Source organism: Corallincola spongiicola (assembly GCF_004284785.1).
Lineage (GTDB): Bacteria > Pseudomonadota > Gammaproteobacteria > Enterobacterales > Neiellaceae > Corallincola > Corallincola holothuriorum.
The window spans coordinates 72,159-96,074 of the sequence record NZ_SHLY01000005.1 but is presented as its reverse complement, the minus strand read 5'-3'; the positions used below and the strand labels follow the sequence as shown (position 1 = coordinate 96,074).

At 49.1% G+C, this 23,916-nt stretch carries 23 protein-coding genes; 15 read left to right on the top strand and 8 right to left on the bottom strand.

The window, feature by feature from the left end; genetic code table 11:
* Positions 1 to 109 precede the first annotated feature (109 nt).
* From urtA to EXY25_RS14005, 3 genes are all read right to left on the bottom strand, one after another.
* Complete coding sequence (gene urtA / locus EXY25_RS14015) at positions 110 to 1,402, bottom strand: urea ABC transporter substrate-binding protein (protein ID WP_207232175.1); 1,293 nt, start codon at positions 1,400 to 1,402, stop codon at positions 110 to 112.
* 51 nt (positions 1,403 to 1,453) lie between these two features.
* The gene (locus tag EXY25_RS14010; protein ID WP_130567244.1) at positions 1,454 to 2,587 is read right to left on the bottom strand and encodes a porin family protein; all 1,134 of its coding nucleotides are present in this window, start codon (positions 2,585 to 2,587) and stop codon (positions 1,454 to 1,456) included.
* A gap of 85 nt (positions 2,588 to 2,672) precedes the next feature.
* Positions 2,673 to 2,858: a hypothetical protein gene (locus EXY25_RS14005; protein WP_130567243.1), complete on the bottom strand. Its 186-nt coding sequence runs from the start codon at positions 2,856 to 2,858 to the stop codon at positions 2,673 to 2,675.
* Here EXY25_RS14005 and EXY25_RS14000 point away from each other — a divergent pair.
* From EXY25_RS14000 to EXY25_RS13960, 9 genes are all read left to right on the top strand, one after another.
* A complete protein-coding gene (locus EXY25_RS14000) occupies positions 2,853 to 6,221 on the top strand; it encodes a hybrid sensor histidine kinase/response regulator (protein WP_130567242.1) in 3,369 nt (1,122 codons plus the stop codon). The genes EXY25_RS14005 and EXY25_RS14000 overlap by 6 nt on opposite strands.
* Positions 6,214 to 7,128 (top strand): response regulator transcription factor, encoded by a 915-nt coding sequence (locus EXY25_RS13995; RefSeq protein WP_130567241.1) that lies wholly within the window; start codon positions 6,214 to 6,216, stop codon positions 7,126 to 7,128. Before EXY25_RS14000 ends, EXY25_RS13995 begins: the two co-directional genes overlap by 8 nt.
* A gap of 186 nt (positions 7,129 to 7,314) precedes the next feature.
* A complete protein-coding gene (locus tag EXY25_RS13990; RefSeq protein ID WP_130567240.1) occupies positions 7,315 to 7,953 on the top strand; it encodes a hypothetical protein in 639 nt (212 codons plus the stop codon).
* A gap of 376 nt (positions 7,954 to 8,329) precedes the next feature.
* Positions 8,330 to 8,869 (top strand): PEP-CTERM sorting domain-containing protein, encoded by a 540-nt coding sequence (locus EXY25_RS13985; RefSeq protein WP_165419370.1) that lies wholly within the window; start codon positions 8,330 to 8,332, stop codon positions 8,867 to 8,869.
* Between the two features lie 242 nt (positions 8,870 to 9,111).
* Positions 9,112 to 9,741, top strand: coding sequence for a PEP-CTERM sorting domain-containing protein (locus tag EXY25_RS13980; RefSeq protein ID WP_158538093.1), 630 nt, complete (start codon positions 9,112 to 9,114; stop codon positions 9,739 to 9,741).
* A gap of 267 nt (positions 9,742 to 10,008) precedes the next feature.
* Positions 10,009 to 11,592 carry an alkaline phosphatase family protein gene (locus EXY25_RS13975; protein WP_130567238.1) on the top strand — a complete coding sequence of 528 codons (1,584 nt, stop codon included), beginning with the start codon at positions 10,009 to 10,011 and terminating at the stop codon, positions 11,590 to 11,592.
* An 11-nt stretch (positions 11,593 to 11,603) separates the two neighbouring features.
* Entirely contained in the window at positions 11,604 to 13,448 is a 1,845-nt protein-coding gene (locus EXY25_RS13970; RefSeq protein WP_130567237.1) for an alkaline phosphatase, read from the top strand.
* Between the two features lie 54 nt (positions 13,449 to 13,502).
* Positions 13,503 to 14,261 carry a hypothetical protein gene (locus tag EXY25_RS13965; protein WP_130567236.1) on the top strand — a complete coding sequence of 253 codons (759 nt, stop codon included), beginning with the start codon at positions 13,503 to 13,505 and terminating at the stop codon, positions 14,259 to 14,261.
* A gap of 207 nt (positions 14,262 to 14,468) precedes the next feature.
* A complete protein-coding gene (locus EXY25_RS13960; protein WP_130567235.1) occupies positions 14,469 to 15,206 on the top strand; it encodes a hypothetical protein in 738 nt (245 codons plus the stop codon).
* 70 nt (positions 15,207 to 15,276) lie between these two features.
* On the opposite strand, the gene EXY25_RS13955 is transcribed toward EXY25_RS13960, so the two are convergent.
* The gene (locus EXY25_RS13955) at positions 15,277 to 15,645 is read right to left on the bottom strand and encodes a DUF2750 domain-containing protein (RefSeq protein ID WP_130567234.1); all 369 of its coding nucleotides are present in this window, start codon (positions 15,643 to 15,645) and stop codon (positions 15,277 to 15,279) included.
* Positions 15,646 to 15,733: 88 nt separating this feature from the next.
* Complete coding sequence (locus tag EXY25_RS13950) at positions 15,734 to 16,129, bottom strand: hypothetical protein (protein WP_114339481.1); 396 nt, start codon at positions 16,127 to 16,129, stop codon at positions 15,734 to 15,736.
* A 237-nt stretch (positions 16,130 to 16,366) separates the two neighbouring features.
* On the opposite strand from EXY25_RS13950, the gene acuI reads away from it, so the two are divergent.
* The 5 genes from acuI to EXY25_RS13925 all read left to right on the top strand — a co-directional run bounded on the left by acuI (position 16,367) and on the right by EXY25_RS13925 (position 19,312).
* The gene (gene acuI / locus EXY25_RS13945) at positions 16,367 to 17,344 is read left to right on the top strand and encodes an acrylyl-CoA reductase (NADPH) (RefSeq protein WP_114339480.1); all 978 of its coding nucleotides are present in this window, start codon (positions 16,367 to 16,369) and stop codon (positions 17,342 to 17,344) included.
* A gap of 307 nt (positions 17,345 to 17,651) precedes the next feature.
* Complete coding sequence (locus EXY25_RS13940; protein ID WP_130567233.1) at positions 17,652 to 18,176, top strand: DUF1697 domain-containing protein; 525 nt, start codon at positions 17,652 to 17,654, stop codon at positions 18,174 to 18,176.
* 31 nt (positions 18,177 to 18,207) lie between these two features.
* Positions 18,208 to 18,603: an alpha/beta hydrolase family protein gene (locus EXY25_RS13935; RefSeq protein ID WP_130567232.1), complete on the top strand. Its 396-nt coding sequence runs from the start codon at positions 18,208 to 18,210 to the stop codon at positions 18,601 to 18,603.
* A 24-nt stretch (positions 18,604 to 18,627) separates the two neighbouring features.
* Complete coding sequence (locus EXY25_RS13930) at positions 18,628 to 19,032, top strand: dienelactone hydrolase family protein (protein WP_130567231.1); 405 nt, start codon at positions 18,628 to 18,630, stop codon at positions 19,030 to 19,032.
* Positions 19,033 to 19,057: 25 nt separating this feature from the next.
* A complete protein-coding gene (locus EXY25_RS13925) occupies positions 19,058 to 19,312 on the top strand; it encodes a hypothetical protein (protein WP_130567230.1) in 255 nt (84 codons plus the stop codon).
* Between the two features lie 89 nt (positions 19,313 to 19,401).
* Here EXY25_RS13925 and fusA read toward each other — a convergent pair whose 3' ends face one another.
* Positions 19,402 to 21,489, bottom strand: coding sequence for an elongation factor G (gene fusA, locus EXY25_RS13920; RefSeq protein WP_130567229.1), 2,088 nt, complete (start codon positions 21,487 to 21,489; stop codon positions 19,402 to 19,404).
* Between the two features lie 302 nt (positions 21,490 to 21,791).
* On the opposite strand from fusA, the gene rluF reads away from it, so the two are divergent.
* Positions 21,792 to 22,703: a 23S rRNA pseudouridine(2604) synthase RluF gene (rluF, locus tag EXY25_RS13915; protein ID WP_420810811.1), complete on the top strand. Its 912-nt coding sequence runs from the start codon at positions 21,792 to 21,794 to the stop codon at positions 22,701 to 22,703.
* A 32-nt stretch (positions 22,704 to 22,735) separates the two neighbouring features.
* On the opposite strand, the gene EXY25_RS13910 is transcribed toward rluF, so the two are convergent.
* Entirely contained in the window at positions 22,736 to 23,173 is a 438-nt protein-coding gene (locus EXY25_RS13910) for a hypothetical protein (RefSeq protein WP_130567227.1), read from the bottom strand.
* A gap of 46 nt (positions 23,174 to 23,219) precedes the next feature.
* Positions 23,220 to 23,804: a hypothetical protein gene (locus EXY25_RS13905; protein WP_130567226.1), complete on the bottom strand. Its 585-nt coding sequence runs from the start codon at positions 23,802 to 23,804 to the stop codon at positions 23,220 to 23,222.
* Between the last annotated feature and the right edge of the window lie 112 nt (positions 23,805 to 23,916).

Below are 23,916 nucleotides of genomic sequence, written 5' to 3'. Positions count from 1 at the left end.
ATACCAAAGCGGTGGCTGACTGAAGCTAAACATCAAAAAAAATCTCCATCTGCGACAGAGGGAGAAAAAGAGCGGCCTCACCAGGAAGAGGCCGCGCTTCACACTTGCTTTAGTAGTTTTGTCCAGAACACTTAGCGGTTTTAACGTTGTAGTTACCGCACATCAAAGGCGCTTGCCAATCAGCGGCAATACTCTTTGAACCTTCAAGGAAATCAGACCATGCATCGCCCGGAACCAGACCTGAGGTCTGCCATACGGTTTCAAATTGGCCATCGTCTTGGATCTCACCGATCAGTACTGGCTTAGTGATGTGATGGTTAGGCATCATGGCTGAGTAGCCACCCGTCAGGTTTGGCACAGAGATACCGATCATCGCTTCACGGACAGCGGCTGGATCGGCTGTTCCGGCTTTCTCAATCGCTTTAATCCACATGTTGAAGCCAATGTAATGCGCTTCCATTGGATCGTTGGTCACTCGCTTGTCGCTGCCAACAAACGCCTGCCATGCTTCAATGAAATCGTCATTTTCATCCGCCTCAACGCTCATGAAGTAGTTCCATGCCGCCAGGTGCCCAACCAAAGGTGCAGTGTCGATACCTGAAAGCTCTTCTTCACCAACAGAGAAGGCAACAACGGGAATGTCTTCCGCTGAAATGCCTTGGTTAGCTAGCTCTTTGTAGAAAGGCACATTAGCATCGCCGTTAATGGTGGAAACGACGGCAGTCTTCTTACCGGTAGAGCCAAACTTCTTGATATCGGCAACGATAGACTGCCAATCAGAGTGACCAAACGGCGTGTAGTTGATAGTGATATCTTTGGCATCGACCCCTTTCGCCTTGAGATAGGCTTCTAGGATCTTGTTGGTAGTACGTGGATAAACATAGTCAGTCCCCGCCAGTACCCAACGCTTAACACCCAGATCATTCATCAAGTAATCAACCGCAGGGATCGCCTGTTGGTTTGGCGCGGCACCGGTATAAAACACGTTTTTAGAGGACTCTTCACCTTCATACTGCACAGGATAGAACAGCAGGTTATCCAGCTCTTCAAACACTGGCAGTACTGACTTACGAGACACTGAGGTCCAGCAACCAAACACAGCAGACACTTCATGCTTTTGGATCAGCTCACGGGCTTTTTCTGCAAACAGCGGCCAGTTGGACGCCGGGTCAACCACCACGGCTTCAAGCTTTTTACCGAGCACGCCGCCTTTTTTGTTCTGCTCTTCGATCAGCATCAACATGGTGTCTTTCAGCGTCGTTTCACTGATCGCCATGGTGCCTGACAGAGAGTGCAGAACACCGACCTTGATGGTATCTTCTTTCTTTGCTGCCATCGCCTGACCGGCGAGGAGCATGCTGGTCATAATAGAGCCAGCTAATAGTAGTTTTTTCATCTTCATCTTCCGCTTCCCTTGTTGTCTCTATTTCATCGTTATCGAATGAGATGGTCGTTAGATCTGGAACTGCACACCTAAGCTAAAGCTGTCGGCATCATCTGCTGCCGCATAGCCACTGGCATTGGCATCACCCGTGGTGTAGTTGGCATTCAAACGCAAGTTGTGACCTTTGATGATGTAGTTCACGCCAACTTCGGTGAGATCCGAGTCGTCGTAATCATCAGGGCTGTTGGAGGTGTAACGCACATAAGGTTGTACTTTGCCGATCCCCACAGGATCCGCGAATAGGTAAGCCGCAGTGGCAAAATAGGCATCGCCATCAAACAGGCAAAAACAATCGGCTGAGGCGCGAGCGGCAGCGCTCAAGTCAGCATCAAACATCTTGTATTCGCCTTCGAGGGTAACGACCCCGCCACCATCGAGTACTTTTTCCATCAAGACATCAACGGCGTAGCCGGTAAAGTCTTCGGCGTCAGTCGTCGTGCCGGTACCGTCTTCTTGATACTGAGCAGAAACACCTAAGGTCAGTACATCACCAGCTTCACCGTAGTAGGTGGAACTAGTGTAATAAGCCGGGTTACCTTCCATATTCCAGAAGCTATATGAGAGACGTGTGGCAAATAACAGATTGTCATCTTGGTTGGAGTAGCCTTCTAAACCATCAAAGACACCCACGGCATATTGGAATTTGTCAAACGCGCCCCACACAGTGACACCATCATCGCGGCCAATACGTCCGGCTTCGCCACCTTGATCTGAGGGGTAAAGTGGTACTGTGTACTGGTTCCAGGTTAATGCGTAGAACGGGCCACTCATTTCAATCCGGTCGGCGGGGGTGAGCATCTTACCCGCCCAGATATTGAACTCTTTACTTGGTTCGTACTGCACGATGGCGTCAAGCACATCGATATCGCCATCGATTTTTTCGGTATTAAAGGTAAACTTCACCGCAGGCATCAACTGCCCAGACAAGTACAGACGAATATTGTCGACATTAAAATCTGTCGACCAACTGTCGCCATTGGGTGAACCGTCCTCAGTACCTGAAGCGGTAGTTCGAATCCCCGCTCCCAGATTGATGAAGCTGTCTTCGGTGATCTCTAATTTGGCACCTGCTTGGGCAACCGGAGCCAAGCTAATAGCTAGCAATGTTGCGGCGGCGACCGTGGTCAATTTATGGGTTCTCATTTGCGCACTCCCTGTTCAAGACATTGGATTGGATCTCTTTAGCACCGGAAGTCGATACAAGGACATCCCTCTACGGGGCTTATTCTTATTGCCGCTCTGTCGTATCATCGGTGGTGACCATTGCAGTATTCAGGGAAGAGGCAACAAAGCCTATGCGCATAACGCAGTAGCGATATACGTCAAATGACGCATGCGGCTGCGACCAGCAGTCGGCATACTTTGTTCGTTCTCCAGTAAAAATATGAAGGAAAGGCGCACGCCACCGATGCATTCCAATAAGATCCTTGCGACCCGACGCACCTACAACAAGCTGGTTGCCAACGAGATGTTGGAGGATTTTGCGTTGCGTTTTACCGCCAAGCGGGCAAGACGTTGGAATATGGCGTGGATCGCAAACACAGCACTAGGCACGGTATCGTTCCTGGTATTAGAAGCCTTAGGCGGGGCGATCACGCTTAACTATGGCGTGATCAATGCGTTATGGGCGATCGGTGTTGTCAGCCTAGTGATCCTGTTCAGCGGTATCCCAATCAGTTACTACGCGGCCAAGTACGGTGTTGATATCGATCTACTCAGTCGCGGAGCCGGTTTTGGTTATATCGGCTCCACCATCGCCTCACTTATTTATGCCTCTTTTACCTTTATCTTCTTTGCCCTTGAAGCAGCCATTATGGCGATGGCTTTGCAGCTATTGATCGGGGTTCCCCTATTAGTGGGCTACGTGGTTAGTGCGCTAATAGTGATCCCTCTTGTTACCCATGGTATTACCAATATCGGCCGCTTCCAGCAATGGTCACAACCGATCTGGCTGGCGATGCAGCTGGTACCACTATATTTCGTATTTACCCACCCTGACAGCCAGTTCAATGAGTGGATTAACTACGCTGGCCTCGATGAAAGCAACGACAACAGCTTCAACTTTGTAATGTTTGGCGCCGCCTGTGCAGTACTGCTTTCGGTGGTTGCGCAGATTGGCGAGCAAGTGGACTTTCTCCGCTTTATGCCCGAGCCAACAAAAAAGAGCCGCTTACGTTGGTGGACGGCTTTGCTACTAGGTGGCCCGGGCTGGATCCTGGTCGGCGCGCCGAAAATGATCCTGGGTTCATTTCTTGCCTACTTAGCACTGGCTCACGGGTTGCCCGCGCTGGTGGCCGACGACCCAGCGCATATGTATATGGTGGTATTTAACTATGTCACCGACAATAAAGGCTTGGCACTGTTTCTGGCTGCCAGCTTCGTTATTGTTTCGCAGTTAAAAATCAATGTGGCTAATGCCTATGCTGGATCTTTGGCGTGGTCAAACTACTTCTCCCGTATTACCCACAGCCATCCTGGACGGGTAGTTTGGGTGGTTTTTAATGTCGTCATCGCCCTGCTATTGATGGTCCTCGGCGTCTATCAGGCATTAGAAGAGATGCTACAGATCTATTCGGTATTGGTGCTGGGTTGGATCGGCGCGATCGTTGCCGATCTGATCATCAACAAGCCCCTCGGACTCAGCCCCAAGCATATTGAATTTAAACGCTCACAACTCTATGACATCAACCCGGTCGGTGTTGGCTCCATGCTCCTGGCCTCGATCATCGGCATCATGGGCCATCTGAGCCTGTTCGGCGAGCTGTTTAAAGCGATGGCCTCCTTTGTCGCATTTTTATTGCCCTTTATCACCGTACCGCTATTCGCTTGGCTGACGAAAAGCAAGTTCTACCTGGCCCGTCCTGCGGAACTGTTTGCCGCCGAGCTGGAGACCTGCAGCGTTTGCGAACTACAGTTTGAACGCGAGGATATGACCCATTGTCCAGCGTATAACAGTCCCATCTGTTCGCTATGCTGCAGCCTGGATGTACGCTGTGGCAACAAGTGTCGTCCCCACGCAACCTTAACTGCGCAGTCGCGCCAGTTTGCGGGGCGTTTTTTGTCGCCTGCCTGGGTAGAAAAACTCGGTGGCTCCATGGGCCAGTTTGTGCTGGTGATGCTCGCCATCTCCTCTGTGATGTCAGCCATACTGACCCTTGCCTATGCGCAAGTACCGGAGGCTCTTGCCGCCGATGGCAGCGTCGCCACCGCCTTTATCAAAGCGTTCTTCTTACTTCTGATCCTAATCGGCGTAGTGAGCTGGCTGTTTATTCTTGCCCGTAGCAGCAGTCGGGTCGCAATGCAGGAGGTACAGTCACAATCTGAACTGCTAAGCCAGGAGATTGATGCCCATGAGGAAACTTATCGCGCCCTGCAGCGAGCCAAAGAAACAGCGGAAACGGCAAACCAAGCAAAGAGTCGTTATTTAGCAGGTATCAGCCATGAATTGCGGACACCGCTCAATGTATTGCTCGGCTACGCCCAGCTGCTCAGTAAAGATAATGAACTAAGTACACAGAAGCGCGAGTACGCAGCGATTTTACGTCGCAACGGTGAGCATCTATCAGACTTAATTGAAGGCCTGTTAGAGATATCAAAGATTGAGGCGGGTCGTCTCGAACTGCAACGAGACGATGTTCAGATCACCGAATTTCTTAATCAGTTGGTAGATATGTTCCAACTGCAAGCGGTCAACAAAGGGATCCAGTTTGACTATCAGCCCTGCAGGTATCTGCCAGAATTTATCGCCGCGGATAAACAGCGCTTACGTCAGATCCTGATGAACCTGCTATCCAATGCGATCAAGTTTACCAAAGAGGGCTCTGTAAGCTTTATCGTCAATTATCGCAACGAGGTCGCACACTTCCATGTCAAAGATTCTGGTATCGGCATTGATGAAGCGGATCGCGAATTAATCTTTCGCCCCTTTGAACGGGTCAGAAACCTATCTACGCAAGCCATCAGCGGTACAGGCTTAGGCCTGACTATTTCGCGCTCGTTAGCTGAACTGATGGGCGGCAATATCGACTTTAAAAGCACCCTAGAGGTGGGCAGTGAGTTCACCTTGAGCCTCATGTTACCGCAAGTCGCACGACCTAACCGGGTCAAGCTGCCTGATGCCAATGTGATTGGCTACCAGGGGGATGAAAAGACCCTCTTGGTCGTAGATGATGAAAGCTCACAGCGTCAGCTAATGAAAGATATCCTTGAACCACTTGGATTTGTTCTTTATCAGGCAGCCAATGCCACGGAAGCCCTGGCGCTTTGCCAGCATTGCCCAGTTGATCTATTCCTGTTAGACGTTGCCATGCCTGAGATCAGCGGCTGGCAGCTGGCTATTCAACTGAGAAAACAGGGCTTCACCCAACCCATCATGATGGTGTCCGCCAACACCTTAGAGAGTGAGCACGACAATCTACTTGGCCAATATCATAATGATTACCTCACCAAACCGGTGGAGCTAAACACCTTGTTAGGGAAAATTGGCCGACTGCTGAACCTGAACTGGCAGATACAAGATACCGAGAAGGTAGATGACGAGCAGAGTAACACGGCAAAAACGCTCAATACGCCAGACCTTATCCCTGCAAGCAAATACCTCAAAGAACTAAAAAATTGGGCAGAGATTGGCTACCTGAGTGCATTCTCCGACAGCTTGGGTAAGCTGGAACAACAACAGATCGCCGGTAGTGATTTTATTCACCGCATGCGACAAGAGTCTCAACGTTGTGATTTTGAAAAGATCGTCACCTATCTGGAAGCGTTAATCGATGAGTAATACACCCAATGTCAGCTCAATTGTCTTAGTCGTCGATGATTCACCAGAATCTTTGGGGATGCTCAATGCCGCGCTGAACAACGCAGGCCTGACGGTACTGGTGGCTCTATCAGGCCAACAGGCGTTATCCATATCTGAGCGTATCACGCCGGATGTGATCCTGATGGATGCGATGATGCCGGGCATGGATGGGTTTGAAACCTGTGAAAAGATCAAGCAACAGTTACCCATGACCCCGGTGATCTTTATGACTGGCCTCACCGATGTAGAGCACGTGGTGCGCGGTTTCGAAGTCGGTGGTGTTGATTATGTCACCAAGCCGATCGTCGCCGAAGAGGTGATGGCACGAATCAAGGTACACACGCAAAACGCCCGTTTAGCGATCAGTGCGCAAACGGCATTGGATCATGCAGGGCAATACGTCATCTGCGTCGACCACCAGGGCGAGATTGAGTGGGCGACACCCCATGTCCATCAATTGGTCGCATCGGCGAAGGGTGAGGAAGCCGAGATCTGGCATAGCATCAGTGCACAGTTAATCACTTGGTTGCAGGACGATCCGGCACTGCCGTTGACCATTTCGCTATTTGAGATGCCGATGCACGCTCAGTTTGGTGGCGAGCATCAAGCGGGCCATAGCTTAATCCGATTAGTGGCGGCTGAATCAGAAAAATCACCGGAAACACTGCAGCAAAAACTCCCCATCACCAAACGGGAATCAGAAGTGCTGTACTGGGTATCATTTGGAAAAACCAATTGGGAGATCGCACAAATATTATCGATGAGCCCACGCACCGTGAACAAACACCTGGAGCAGTTGTTTAAAAAGATTGATGTGGATAATCGCACGGCCGCCGCAGCGATCTCGATCCGGATCTTGGATGGCGGAGAAGCACAACCGGCTTAAAGACAAATATCTGGGTAGTAATACTGCACCGCAAACAACCCAAAACGATTTCTAAAGCGTGGAAATTACCGCTCCTTTCGGCTTCGATAACAAGACGCATCAGATATTCAATCGACGCTTCCAAAACCAGTCTCAGCTATAATCTTATCGATCATATACTTTAACTACAGTTCAAGGATAGAAACGATGTTGAATATACGCTTCAAGCTCGTCGTAGGTCTGATGTTACTGGTCACAAACTGTGTTGTCGGTGCATCAGTGCTTCCTTATGGCCCACAAAATGATGTACCCGTCTCAACAGTCATTAATGACTGGGGATGGACGGAATGCTACTCAGCTCTCTATGCCGAGCCTTTCTATGGCCCTGAAGGCAATCCTCTTGCAAACTGCTCAGGCAATTACATGATGCTCGCAGCTCGCCGAACCGGTTCTGATGTGTTTGAAGTTTTAGCTGCGGCAAGATCGGAAGATACACGACCAGAAATGGAGCCTAAGGTTGACGGTATAACGAAACGAGCAAACGGCTCAGAGTGGTATCACGCGGATGGGTTTTCCTGGGGATTTGCGGGCGAAGGCGACGAAGTATTCAAAGCAATCTGCGATGACAAGGGAACGGACGAGCGAGATCGCTTGTGCTGGCACACCTTGGATTACGTTGGTGGTTGGCGGGCAGGCAGCTATACGGAATTGAATGAAAGCACAGATTGGGAAAAAGTAATCTTAGTCGCAAATACTATTACCGTCCCAGAGCCAACAGCAGCTTTACTATTCGCCCTAGCTTTAGCTAGCTTGGCATTGCGCCGTGGATCGCACATTAGTATTTAGCAAAGCACGCCCAAAAAATATTAAGAGGCCTTCATTCATCGAAGGCCTTACTTTCTCCAAGCAGCTCCGCGCACCCTCTTGAAACAATTTTGATGATATTGAATCCATGGGTAGATGTGCAGCGAAAGAATCTTTGGCCTGTCAGCCTTCTTTACAAATTATTGAGAGTGACACTTTATCAGGTTCGTTACCTATTGATTATCCTATTTAAAAAACGCTGGTTCAGTTTTTGCTTATAGAAAAGGGAGAGCAAAATAGATTGATTAAGGCACCTCGTAGCGCATTTGAGGCAATACAAGCCAACAATCACCAAATATCAAAGCCTCACTGTTCTATATGCCTTAGATGACCATTATGATCTATGGGAGAGAATAGAATGAAGAACGCAGTATTTGCAGTATCTCTGCTTATCGCCAGCACCTCTTTCGCCCATGCAGGTTTGATGGGTAGCGGTGTCACAGCCAACTACCACTACGCCACATACGGTTCCATCTTACACACAGAAACCAGCACGGTTGCCGCAAGCAATGAATGGGTTAATCCTACCGGATTCCCAGGTGATTGGGACGCTTTTGACTACATAGACATCGGTGATGACTACATCCATTTTGACTACAAAGATGATGCCTGTTGCCGTTGGAATAACACCTCTTACAATGGCTTTGAATTTATATTTGATAGTGGCGTACTAGCGGATCTTGCCGCCGTGAGCTTCTCGGCCAACACTGATGACTATGTCGATTCAATGCTAAGTTGGGTTGACGATACATTGTTTGTCAATTGGCAAGGAGGCAACATCACGGGTGTCGATTCCGTGCATATTAACCTGACGTTTGCGTCCATTCCTGCACCGGCAAGCGCTCTCCTACTAGGACTGGGGTTGGTCGGTTTAAGTCTGCGTCGGCGCAACAAGTGAACCACGTGTGATAATCCATCATTCAATGAAAAACGCTTTCGATTGACGAAGGCGTTTTCACTTTGTGGCTACTAACAACCTGCCATTAACGCCTATCAGTGTCAGACGAGTTTACAAGAAACTATCCCTGCCGAAGCTGACACCGCTAACACGCTGATATAAAACAATAAAAATAACGGCACAATACCTGCTTGTGTTTGCGTAATAACCATTAACAATACCAACATAGTAGGATGATGTTCATGTTGAATAACTTAGTAAAAACCACATTGGGAGCCTCTCTGCTCGCCGCAAGTGCTTTTGCCAGTGCAGCAGTGATCCCTTATGGCCCACAGAATGATGTTGCTGTTTCCACCGTTACTAACGATTGGGGTTGGAGCGAGTGTTATTCAGCTACCTATGCTACGCCTATGGGTACAACTGTTGACGATGAGTTAGCCAACTGTTCAGGTGACTACCTGATGCTGGCTGCGCGCCGCACAGGCTCCGATGTTTTTGAAGTACTTGCAGCAGCAGGCTGGGATGATGTGTTGACTGACACAGGTGCAGCCAATAACGACGTCACCACGACCGCCAATGGCGCAGAATGGTATTACGCAGATGGTTGGTCTTGGGGTTTCGCAGGCTTGGGTGACGACGTCAACAAGTTCGAATGCGATACAGCAGCGGCATCGGAAAGAGATCGTCTTTGCTGGCACACGTTAAATGGTGTTGGCGGTTATCGTGCTGGCAGCTATTTGGGACTTAACAACAGCACTGATTGGGAAAAAGTAATCTTAGTCGCTAACGCTGTAGCGGTTCCTGCACCTGCAACCGCGCTGCTGCTCGGACTCGGTTTAGCAGGATTAGGCTTGCGCCGCCGTAACAAATAGTAGGTTAACACCGCAAGTTTACTGCTCGTAAATAAACGCCTCCGTTGAGCGGGGGCGTTTTTAGTTTTATCAAGCGAACAAAGTTTCAATGCCCTACCTGCTCGCCTTACGCCCTGCGAGCATAGACACCCAAACGTCACAAACAAGCAATCTTTCCGCAACAAAAACGTCCCATTTCTGTCATCCGACCTCTCTAACCTTACGCCGTGACTCTTATCACAACAGTCGTTCAATTTCCGAACATTCAACGGTATTTAGGACAGTGAGATGAAACTAAACAGGATAGCCCTATCCGGCGCCTTGGCCGCGGCCATTGTTGCCCAGGCTCAAGCCCAGGTTGTACCTACGAGCCAAATGGACAACGCTTGGTACACTGAAGCCAGCGCATTACTCAATGCCAAACTGCAAGCCAGTACTCAATTCAAAGCGAAGAACGTGATCCTTTTTGTCGGCGATGGCATGGGAGTTTCGACCCTAACCGCCGCGCGCATTTTGGAAGGTCAGCTCGCTGGCGCTATGGGTGAGGAGCACTATCTGAGCTTCGAAACATTTCCCCATACAGCACTGGCCAAAACCTACAATGTTGATGCGCAGACGCCCGATTCAGCAGGCACCATGACCGCCATGATGTCGGGTTTAAAAACAGACGCTGGCGTGATCGGTTTAGATGAAGATGTCGTTCGCGGCGATTGTTCAACCGCTGCAGGCAACGAAGTGGTGACTGCGCTGGAACTGGCTGAGATCCGCGGCTTGTCCACCGGTGTGATCTCTACCGCCCGTATCACCCATGCGACCCCCGCCGCCACCTACGCCAAATCTGCAGACCGTAATTGGGAAGATATATCAGATATGCCCGAAGACGCGGTAACAGGTGGCTGTGAAGATATCGCTTCGCAGCTAGTTAACTTTGAACCAAGATTAGAAGCCCGCTTTACCGGTATCGACGTCGATGGCATCGATGTTGTGATGGGTGGTGGTCGGCGCCACTTTCTGCCAAAGGATGCGACAGCTAATAGCGCCGACGCGGCCAGTGAAATCGAAGGCGATCGTACTGACGAGCGCAACCTGATCGCTGAGTGGCAAGCAATGTACAGCGATGGCCACTATGTTTTCGATCAAGCAGGCTTCGATGCCATAGATCCAGCAGAAACAACTCGCCTATTTGGCTTATTCAACGAATCTCATATGCAGTATGAAGCAGACCGAGACAACGATATTGCCGGTGAGCCTTCGTTGTCGCAGATGACAGAGAAAGCCATCGACGTACTCGGCAATAACGATAAAGGGTTCTTCCTGATGGTGGAATCTGGCCGTATTGACCATGGCCATCATGCTGGCAGCGCCTACAACGCATTGACCGATACCATCGAAATGGCTAAAGCAGTTCAGCAAGCTGTCGAAATGACCGATCCCAATGAAACATTAATCTTAGTGACAGCTGACCATAGTCATGTATTCACCATCGCCGGCTACCCTAAGCGCGGCAACCCAATTTTGGGCAAAGTGGTGGGGGTCGGCAACGATGAGCCTGCAGAAGCTGCAGATGGCATGCCGTATACAACCCTTGGCTATACCAATGGTAAAGGGTTCCGAGATTTGGGCACAGAAACCAATGCCGATGCGACTTACAGCTTGGACAACAATAACGGCCGCCAGGATCTGACGACTGTTGATACCACAAGTACAGGTTACCACCAGGAAGCCCTTATCTCACTCGGTTCAGAAACCCATGCTGGTGAAGATGTTGCCATCCACGGCAAAGGGCCTGGTGCGCAATTGCTACAGGGCGTGGTTGAGCAGAACATCATTTTCCACATCATCAACCAATCCCTTGGCCTAGTCGCGGAATAAGGAACAAGACAATGAAACTGACTAAATTAAGCTTGGTTATAGGTACCGCACTGTTGGCGATAGCCGGTTGTGATGATGGTGACGATGGCGATAACGGCCTGACGAGCCTGATCGCCCAAACCCAACTGGAAGTGGGCGATACAAACTGCCCGAATGGCGGTACTCAAGTACAAAGCGGACTAGACAATAATACCAACGGTACACTGGACGCTGATGAGGTACTGGACACCAGTTATGTCTGCTCCGCCGGCAATACCAGTGTAGCGACCGCAGAACTGTTAACCACTCTCAACAACCCCTGGTTTGGCGCAGCGCAAAACAAAATCGCTGAAGCCAAATCTGTGTGGCAGCAAGTGATCGGCACGCAACCACGCAGTGCCAATGGTGGTGTGGTCACGACCAAAGTCGCAGGCAAAGCAAAAAATGTCATTCTGTTTGTCGGTGACGGCATGGGTATTTCCACCGTCACCGCCGCCCGCATTCTTGAAGGCCAGATGCAAGGTGGCAACGGCGAAGAGCATATGTTGAGCTTTGACATGATGCCTTTTGCAGGTCTAGCAAAGACCTATAACGTTGACGCTCAGACCCCTGATTCAGCGGGTACCATGACGGCGATGATGAGTGGTGTGAAGACCGATGTCGGTGTCATCGGTGTCGATGAAGATATCGAGCGCGGCGACTGCGCAACAGTCGCAGGAAACGAATTGGTAACAGCACTGGAGCTGGCAGAGATCGCTGGCAAGTCAACCGGACTGATCTCTACCGCACGAATCACTCATGCAACACCCGCGGCCACTTATGCTAAGTCTGCCGATCGTAACTGGGAAGATGTGTCCGACATGCCAGAAGCTGCGGTTGTTGCAGGTTGTGAAGACATTGCAGCACAGCTGGTGAACTTCGAGTCTCTGCTGGAAAGCCGTTATGCCGGCTTGGATGTTGATGGTTTAGAGGTGGTAATGGGCGGTGGTCGTCGGCACTTCTTGCCTAAAGACGCTATGTATAACAGTCCCGACGCAGTGAGTTCGGTTGAAGGTGATCGTACCGATGGCCGAGATCTGACTGCTGAATGGCAAGCTAATCACATGGATGGTGTTTATATTTACGACCAGAGCGGTTTCGACGCGGTGGACACGGAAACGACTGCTCACCTATTTGGCTTGTTCAACGAATCTCATATGCAGTATGAAGCGGACAGAGCCAATGATGTTGCAGGTGAACCATCGTTATCTGAGATGACCAGCAAAGCGATTCAGGTGCTCGACAACAACGACGATGGCTTCTTCTTGATGGTTGAGTCTGGCCGCATCGACCACGCTCATCATGCCGGAAGTGCCTACAATGCCCTGACCGATACCATCGAATTTGCTAAAGCCGTTGAAGCGGCTTTGGCACTGACCAACGATGAAGAAACACTGATCATTGTAACGGCGGATCATAGCCATGTATTTACTATTGCTGGCTATCCAAAGCGTGGTAATCCAATCCTTGGCAAGGTTGTTGGAATTGGTAGCGATGAGCCTGCCACTGCCAGCGATGGTATGCCTTATACAACCTTGGGTTATACCAACGGCCGGGGCTTCCGTAACCTAGGCGCTGAAACTAATGCTGATGCCACTTATGGCTTGGATCCCGCCGCTGGACGTCAGGACTTGGGCGACGTCGACACCACCAGTCCGGGCTTCCACCAAGAAGCTCTGGTACCTATGAGTTCTGAAACCCATGCGGGAGAAGACGTGGGGATCTATGCACAAGGCCCTGGTGCGTTTCTGGTGAATGGTACCAACGAGCAGAATATGATTTTTCACATCATGAATCTCAGTGGCAATTTGGCCGAACAAGCTAACGCCAAGCTTTAATTATTCATAACAAAAAAAGGGAGGTTCACACCTCCCTTTTCTGGATCTGACATTATGCCTATTAAGAATTTACAAACTGCCTCACTGTTCGCTCTCTCCTTACTCGCACTGCTCTCTCAAGTGGCTTTCGCCACGCCCGCATCGCAGTGCTCAATCTTGTCGCAGCAGCTTTCTGCTCATTATCAAATCGACATGACTGGACACGGAAAGAAACAGACCACAGCGTTCTGGCTTTGGCGCGATGGCAATAAAGTAGCCCACCAATACCCTGCCACCCAGATCACCGAACAATGGGATCTACTCGGCAATAACTGGATAAAGCCCACCCGCTTTTTTGATCACTACCAACGCGCTATCGAATATCAACCTGGGGAAAAAGTACATGGTAAGCAGGAACAGGACTGGCCCCACCGCTATCAACTGATCTCCGCTCAGCAACTGGAAAAATTCACTCTGAAGTCGGAGCGAGGAGAGGGCTGCGACAAGCGCCAAACGCTGGAGCTCAATAGCAACAATGAAAAAACCACCCTGGTTTGGTTACCGCAGCTACAGCTGATCCATTCCCTTCAACGCCATTATGGTAATAAGCAAGAGCAGTGGCAGCTGGTGACCCTTGCTCACGATAGAAAGACGATCAACACATTCTTCGCAGTACGCCAAAATTACCAAGCGACTGATTATGCCGATATTGGTGACGACCATACCGATCCGTTTCTCACTCAAATGGTCACCCAAGGGTTTATTGAAGGCGGTGCCTCTGGATTCTACGATACTCAAGGCAACGCTTTGGCAGGTCACGAACACCACCACTAGCGTCAGTTCTCTTTTCACCAGCCCCGCCAAATATACAAGGGCTATCTGGTAGGTATTCACCTGATAGCCCACCCCTTCAGCAATGCTGCTGCTTGACGACACCACTACTCATAGTGAATTTATATAGTTAGCATAAACTCTTTAGTTGTTAGCATGTTGTCTTGCTTCGCTTTGCTCTATGCTTAAAACAACAACAAGTAATAAGTCATGAATAAGGATGCCCCTATGCTGCTTTCCCACTTCATCAACATCCCTCTCGTCAAAACCACCCTTTGCGGATGCGCTCTAATCTTCAGCACCTCTTTAATGGCACAAGATTTTCAGTTAATGGAAGAGAGCGAAATTGACGAGCGCCTAAGCTATCTGGAAGCACGTCTGAATGAGATCCAAACACCATCTACCTATTGGCAATATGGCTGGACCGGATTCTATGGTGCCAGCGCGTTAGCACAGGCATACAAAGCAAACGACGAAGATGATTCTGATGAATCAACCAAGCAGTGGGTTGGCGCAGTGAAGTCAACGGGTGGTTTTGCCATGATGATGCTAAAGCCGCTACCCGTGGTTGCTGGCTGGGACGAATATCAGATGCTACCGGGCAATAACCGCGCAGAGAAACTCGCCAGACTGGCGGAAGCAGAAAAGATGCTGGAACAGAGTGCATGGCGTGCAGATGAACGCTACACCTTAAAGCCGCATTTGATTGGCGTTGGCGTTAATTTACTCGGTGCCGCAGCCATTGCAGCATGGGGTGATAGTGGCGATGCCCTAGGCTCTGCTGCGTTGGGGATAGCAATTAGCGAAGCAGCTATTTGGACACAACCGGATGCTGCACGGGAAGGCTGGGACGGTTATCAGCAACAGTTTAATGAAGCGGAAAAAAGCGCGTTCAACTGGCGCATTGTCCCTGGGTTTAACAGCGTTTCGTTACAAGTTACTTTCTAGCCCCAATATCCCCGTAGCCACCATAGCTATCTATCAAGGCTAAAGGTGGCATGGGGCTGCAGAAGTTAGACTATGCGTCTAACTCTGCATAAAGTTCACTGGCAGCAACGACTAAGGATTCACCTGCCAAGTTAGGAAAGACGGCCACGACACGGTCATCTTTTTCCATACCTGGGAGCCATTTTTCCATCCAATCCACCAAGCTAACAGCCAGTGGCTCTAAGCCTTTCCAGTCCGCGATAGCGCAAGCGGCAGCTGCATCTTCAGAAGGCCATACGGGTAAGCACTCTTCATCGCCAGAGGTAACGATCAAGCAACCTTCATCGTCTTTCAGAACCCAGACTTGCTCAGCGGCTAACGCCATCTCTAAAAAAGCTTCATAGCGTGTCTCGGATTTTTCACCGAATAAGGCTGTTGTATTCTTCGCTGTATCAGTCATGGGGTTCTCTCATTCAAATGGTAACTCGCGCAATCTACACAGTTCCAGGGCGAAAAAACAGCCATTTCGCCACCAACAGAGTAGATTTCTACACAGCTACAGCATGCAATTGGCTATTCGCCCATGCAATCGCGCTGCTCTCATCGGTAAAACTCATTTGAGGTATCGATTGGCTGCGATAAAGGCGCAACTTTTCCACAAACAGGTATTGCCAGTTCTTTGCATAGATATGACCCGTAGCACATTCGCCATGAGCCAAACACCAATCCACCACGGGCAGATAGGCTTCCGTCAATTCAGGTGTGGCACCTTCCCACTCGGTCAGATCGGCAATGGCTACCCAGCGCTCAGCAAGCGGACATTTTTTCAGATCGTCGAAGAAATCAAACACAGCCTCTTTGTTCCACGCCCCAATAAACTTCACTTTCACAATACTGTTATTCTGAAGAAGTGATATTTCATAACTACCATGACTAGCAAACATATCGACCTCCCCTACTTTCACTCTAAATACTCACATAGCTCTCCCTTGGTTATCGTGTGCAACCACACAACTCTTTAATCTAAATAAGTGATGTTTGCGCTCTGTCCCATAGCGCGCTTTGAAACGCATTCTAGCCAAACACTCTGGCATGATTGATCTTACTTGCCACGTAAGCCCTAAATTCCGTCTAGACTTTGCGTACATTATTAAGCTCCGCCAATAAATGAAGGATATGCCGTGTTTAATGCTCTGGTCATTGATAAACAAGACGAAAAGCAGGTGGTAGAGATCCGCCAACTGGATGAGTCAGCACTACCAGAAGAAGAGGTGGTCATTGCGGTGGATTATTCATCCATCAATTACAAAGATGGTCTGGCAATCACAGGTAAAGGAAAGATCATCCGTAACTTCCCCATGGTGCCCGGCATCGATCTGGCTGGCAGCGTGATCTCTTCAAAACACCCCTGCTATCAAGCCGGTGACCAAGTGGTTCTCACCGGCTGGGGCGTTGGCGAGAACCATTGGGGTGGCCTCGCCGAAAAGGCCAGCCTAAAAGCTGAATGGTTAGTACCAAAACCCGAGGGGCTGACAGGTAAACAAGCGATGATGGTCGGTACCGCGGGATTTACCGCCATGCTCTGTGTCATGGCACTAGAAAGCTATGGTGTCACGCCGGATAAAGGTGAGATATTAGTCACCGGCGCCAGCGGCGGTGTCGGCTCCGTTGCTGTCACACTACTGAAGCAACTAGGCTATCGTGTTGCAGCCGTGACTGGACGTCCAGAAAACGCCGAACTACTAACAGCACTCGGTGCAACGCGCATCGTGCCCCGGAGCGAACTGGAAGGCAAAGGTCGTCCATTAGACAAGCAGTTATGGGCAGGCGCTATCGACACGGTTGGCAGTCAACTGCTCGCTAATGTGTTATCAAAAATAGATTACAACGGTGCCGTCGCCGCTTGCGGCTTGGCCGGAGGATTTGATCTGCCGACCACAGTGATGCCTTTTATTCTGCGCAACGTAGCACTACTAGGCGTCGACTCAGTAATGTGTCCCTATGAGAAGCGCAAAGCGGCGTGGCAACGTCTGTCAGAGCTTTTACCTGCTAGCTATTATGCTCAAGCCTGCACCGAGATATCATTAGAGCAAGTGACAGAATACGCAGAAAAGATCACGCTGGGACAGGTGACGGGACGCACGTTAGTCAAGCTTTAAACTGACGCTTTAGCTTATCTCCTCAAACAGAGAGAGCGCATACTTATGGGCTCTCTCCTTTTTCGTCAATCCTCTATCAGTACTTTAGTCTGCGGTTTTATCCCGCCTTATACACTCGGCAGTGTGAGCCAAGTGAAGTGCCGCCAGCAGAAATTAAAAATAGTCATAACAACAGCTGGTTAGCTCTGGTATGGTTAATTATTAGGAAGCTGATAATCGCTTGCCACTTACGAACTAATAACGATTCGATTGTTATGGCAAAGTCAGCGAAAACGCTCAGCTAGGCAGCACTGTTTAAGGATAAAACGTGAATACTCAAATTGCGCTATTTCGTGGTATCAATGTTGGTGGCAAGAATCTAGTACCAATGGCAGAGCTTAAGCCACTTATTGAAGATCTCGGGCTGCAGAACGTACAAACCTATATTCAAAGCGGCAACGTACTTTTTCAATCCAGCCAAACAGAGCAAGACGATTTAGCAGAAAAGATAAGTTCGGCAGTAGAAACTCAGTTTGGTTTCAAGCCTGAAGTGATGCTAGTTACCCCTGACGATCTGCAAGCCGCCGTCGATAAAAGCCCGTTCAAAAACACCGAGCCAAAATCACAGCATTTCTACTTTTTATCTGGGACTCCAACAGCCCCAGATTTTGATACGCTTGACACGCTGAAGTCTGAAAATGAATCATTTGAATTAGACGAAAAGATATTCTATCTGTTCGCACCAGACGGCATTGGTCGTTCAAAATTGGCGGCGCATATCGAAAAAAGCCTAGGCGTCTCTGTTACCGCAAGAAACCGCAATAGTGTGACAAAAATGCTCGCGATGCTGTAACAGTATCCCGTGCAGCATTAAGGACGCAAAGATGAAACGGATCGTTCTACCTTTAGTCTTACTTCTAACTTGTAGTGCCCTGTTTTCTGCCTATGGCCACGCCAACGCCCTTCCCTCGCCACAAGTTTCTTCATCGGCGCAGAAATTACCCCTAGCGCAGCCATTAATAAGACGTTCGCCTGGGGTATACGATGAGCAATTGCTGCGGCAACATGCTGACGGCAGCTCCGCCGAATCTTTACGCTTTGTATTATCGGTACCAGAAAATGACTTAGCCAACGCAGCAACACCTCTCGTCGTCGCGCTGCATTACAGCGGTAATATCACTCCCTTCTTTGCCGAAGATATGTTCTATGACCTAATCGACCCAGCCCTTGCGGATCTAAACGCGCTAGTCATACTTCCCGACGCTCTAAGTAACGACTAGACAACGCCAGCTAACGAAGCGGCACTGTTACAGCTGATAGCGAGTATCCAAGCAGCTTACCAGATCGATACAAACAGAATACTGCTGACAGGCTACAGCCTGGGCGGCACTGGCGCATGGTACCTTGGCCAGAGGCACCAAGCACTATTCTCAGCGATACTACCTATTTCTGGCATGCCTCCGGCACCAGAACAAGCGACGCCAGCGCAACAAAAGTGGCAGATCCCCATCTATGCGATCCATTCACTCACCGATCAGGTGAGCTCCGTGACAGCAACCCGTGACTACATCATGCAACTTCAGACCAGCGGCAGCGACGCCACGCTGGTGACATTAGAGCAGGCTGATCACTATGATTTCGCGGCGTTTACTGATGCACTTTATCAAGCTATACCTTGGATAGAGTCAATCTGGAAACAGCCGGAATAAACAAGTGAAGCAAAAGAGATTAGACATGTTGAAAGCGATAAAACATATCTTTGCTTCCAGCCTACTCTTCGCTGTGCTGCTGACGACAGTGGTTACGCTGTGGGAGTGGCTAGAGAACCCTGGGCAGATATTTCGCAACGAGCAAGGCACCCACTGGCAGCCTTTGTTCGATACGGCCATTAGCTGGTTCCTGCCAGCTTTCAGCTACGCACTTGTACTGTTAGTGCTGTTCTTCTTACTTAAAGTAGCGATACAGAGAATTAAATTAATTAGGCCTTAAAGCTTGTTATTGCCTGATTTGAAGGCAACAAAAAGCCCCGGTAGCTTTCGCTATCGGGGCTTTTTTTAAGCAGTGCTAACTATATGAAATTACTTAGCAGCTTTCTTTGCTTTCTCTTCTGCGATAACAGTCTCAGCTACAGAGTTCGGGCACGGTGCATAGTGTGCGAATTCCATAGAGAACTGACCACGACCAGAAGTCATAGTACGCAGGCTACCGATGTAACCGAACATCTCTGCCAGAGGTACATCAGCCTTAATGCGAACGCCAGTTGCGCCAGCTTCCTGATCTTTGATCATGCCACGACGACGGTTCAAGTCACCGATAACATCACCAACGTGATCTTCAGGAGTAAATACGTCAACCTTCATCACTGGCTCAAGCAACTGAGGACCAGCTTTAGGCATGGATTGACGGAAAGCACCTTTCGCTGCAATTTCAAACGCGATAGCTGATGAGTCAACTGCGTGGAAACCACCATCAAACAGTTCAACTTCTACGTCCAGCACAGGGAAGCCAGCCAATGGGCCTTCTTCCATCATGCTCTTGAAGCCTTTTTCAATCGCAGGGAAGAATTCCTTAGGTACGTTACCACCAACAACGGTTGATGCGAACGTGAAACCTGAGTTTGGCTCGCCAGGCTTGATACGGTAATCGATCTTACCAAACTGACCAGAACCACCAGACTGCTTCTTGTGTGTGTAGCTGTCTTCGATCGGTGTGGTGATAGTTTCACGGTAAGCCACCTGAGGCTGACCAACAACCAGCTCAACACCATATGTACGCTTCAGGATATCAACCTTAATGTCTAGGTGCAGTTCACCCATACCCTTAAGGATGGTTTCACCTGAATCATCATCAGTTTCAACCTGGAATGAAGGATCTTCAGCAACCATCTTACCGATAGCGATACCCATCTTCTCAGAACCGCCCTTATCTTTAGGCGCAACAGCGATTGAGATCACTGGCTCAGGGAAGATCATTGGCTCCAGAGTACATGGATGCTTAGGATCACACAGCGTGTGACCGGTCTTCACGTTCTTCATACCAACAACAGCGATGATGTCACCGGCTTGTGCAGAGCTTAATTCGTTACGCTCATCCGCGTGCATCTCAACCATACGGCCGATACGCTCAGTCTTACCAGTAGCTGAGTTCAGGATGGTGTCACCCTTGTTCAACTTACCTGAGTAGATACGGATAAAGGTCAAGGCGCCAAAACGGTCGTCCATGATCTTAAATGCCAATGCGCGGAATGGTTCGTCAACGGTAACCAGAGCGTGCTCACCAGTAGGCTCACCAGTTTCTTCGTCAGTCAGTGGCTGAGGATCAACTTCTGTTGGTGAAGGCAGGTAATCAACAACTGCATCCAGAACCAACTGAACACCTTTGTTCTTAAACGCAGAGCCACAGTAAGTTGGGAAGAACGCCATAGTACGAGTACCGGCACGGATACAACGCTTAACGTCTTCCATTGAAGGCTCTTCACCTTCCATGTAAGCCATCATCAATTCGTCGTCCTGCTCAACCGCAGTTTCGATCAGCTTCTCGTGATATTCGTCAACCTGGTCAACCATATCAGCAGGGATATCTACGATTTCGAAGTTCTCTGGCAGGCCAGAGTCGTCCCATACGTAAGCTGTTTTAGTTAAGATGTCGACAACACCTTTAAAGTCATCTTCACGGCCGATAGGCAGCGTCATAACCAGTGGGTTAGCAGCAAGTACTTTCTCTACCTGACCAACAACACGCAGGAAGTCGGCACCGATACGGTCAAGTTTGTTGACGAAAATGATACGTGCTACTTCAGATTCGTTTGCATAGCGCCAGTTAGTTTCTGACTGAGGCTCTACACCACCTGAACCACAGAAGACACCAACACCGCCATCGAGAACTTTCAGTGAACGGTAAACTTCAACGGTGAAGTCAACGTGTCCTGGAGTATCGATGATGTTCATGCGGTGATCTTTCCAGAAACAGGTAGTCGCCGCTGACTGAATGGTAATACCACGCTCAGCTTCCTGTTCCATGAAGTCAGTCGTTGCTGCACCGTCATGTACCTCACCAGTTTTATGGATCTTACCGGTAAGTTTCAAAATACGTTCTGTAGTGGTGGTTTTACCCGCGTCAACGTGCGCGAAAATACCAATGTTTCTATAGTGCGATAAGTCTGACATTGCGTTACTCAATCGTTCATGGGTCAAAATTGCGCGTCAGTATACAGGATTTTCAATTTTTTTATTAATAAATAACCAATGAAAAATGATGCTTTTTCCACTGCCTGTAAACATAGCGATATAGCATGGCGCACGAATCATGCTAACCACATGATTTTAAATTGGTTTATGCAAGACACTTTTAGAACAGAAGAGCCCAAACTAGCCAGGTTCGTTCTACATGGTATGATTTACCCAACAACGGTCAGGTGGATGCGCCAGCCCGCGTCAGACATTACCTGACAAACGCCTGCCTGTCTCAAATTAATACGATTCAAATCTTAAACCTTCAGCACAGGATCGCCCTAGTGAGTAAAAGCGTCGGCATGCGCCTTAACAAATTCATCAGTGACTCAGGCTTTTGTTCAAGAAGAGAGGCCGATCGCTTGATTGAAGACCGCCGCGTTACGATCAATGGCCAACTGCCAGAGTTAGGGACGAAAGTGCAGGCTGACGATACAGTACAGGTAGATGGCAAGCCTATCTGTGCCGTACCAGAAAACAAATCAGACCGAGTCTATATTGCTTATAACAAACCCGTTGGCATCACCTGCACCACAGAACGCAACGTCCACGGCAATATCATTGATGCTATCGGCCACAAGCAGCGTATTTTCCCTATCGGACGCTTGGATAAGCCATCAGAAGGGCTGATTTTTCTCACCAGTGATGGCGATATCGTCAATAAGATCCTGCGGGCGGGAAATGAACATGACAAAGAGTATATCGTCACGGTAGATAAACCGGTGAACCCGCACTTTGTACAACGTATGGCCAACGGTATCCCGATACTCGACACCGTCACCAAACCGTGCAAAGTCAGTATTGAAAGCAAGTTCGTGTTCAAGATTATTCTGACGCAAGGGTTAAACCGACAGATCCGGCGCATGTGCGAGTATCTAGGCTACAAGGTGACCAAGCTAAAACGAACACGGATCATGAACGTCGAGCTAGGCACATTAAAAGTTGGCCAGTGGCGAGAACTGACCAGCAAAGAGATGGCTGAGATAAACAGTGCAGTAGCCCACTCAAAAAAGACAGCTGACGCGACGCCAGCACAAAACAATGCCACGATAACCCGTAGCAAACAGCAAGCCGATCACAACGCGAAGCCAGCAGCCCCCCTCAAAAAACGAGCTAAAATGGCGTTTAAAGGCAAAGGTAAGCGGTTGTAACCTATTCCAGAGCTCACTGACTTCGGTGGGGTTCAATCTACAAAATGAGAAAAATCAACACCTTCGACTAAGAATTCTGCATCAGAAACGATCCGTTTTAACAAGCGTTCAGAAGTAGGTATACCACTCGCTGGTGCGGTACCGTAATGCTTAACTAGAAAAACCACCGCAGTTACGGATTTACCTTCACTGTCCACTGCTTTAACTTTTCGGTAATATGCGGTCACCGTATCAGAGTCCAATACGCCCCACGCCACTTCAGCAGCATAACCCGGATAAGGATCTGACACCGGCTTGATATCTTTGTCGGCAAATTCAGAAGTCATCGCACTGTGTATCAGTCGATCGGCGGCTTCATTTGATAAGATATAGGCTTTCGCTGGTGCGCCATCTTCACCACTGATGGTGCTAATGGTTCCTGAACATGCAGTCATACAGACAACGAGTATACAAATCAAAATCTGGCGCATTGAAGACCTCCCAAGTTATGAGCTAAGTACAAGAACTATATAGTCATTAATGTTCACAACTGGCCCTCATCTGCTTCAGCGCATCATCTATCGCTTGCTTATCCTTACTGGTTAATACCACTTGCTTTGCTTGCTTGCACCGCTCAGCCAATTGTTGACGAATATCCAGCATATGCGTGTACAGCTCTTGGTCATCTGGATTTTCACAATAAACCGGGGAAACCAGACGCAAGTTTGCGTATTTGTCTTGTTGCTCTACACCCACACATTGACCAATGCCAATGCCTCCATGTTCCAAGGCTATCTGGGTTTGACTGCCATCAATTTGACTAACTGTATATAAAAACACTCGGCTATCACCTTCAGCAATAGAGGTAACAATAAGCACCGCGCTTACACCGCTCAAAGCCCCGCTCGCGACATGCCACTTACCGCCGATCACCGCCCCCGCTAAGCCACCCATCACTGCATTTCGTGCAAAAGCCGATTGTGCAGTCGTGATCTCGACAGCCGTGACATGACCATAACCTAATTGGTGGGTAGCATCATCTGTAGCGGTCGTAGAACGAGCACAAGGCGCCATTAGTAAGGCCCAACCTAAAAAAATGAAAGGTACAATAAATCGGTACATAAACACTTCCATAAAATCAAAATGCAGCTCTAATTAAAACTAAACGAAAACAAATAATCACAGCTGTTAATCATTAGTTGGCAAAGCGAGTAGTCAACAAAGACACGTAGGA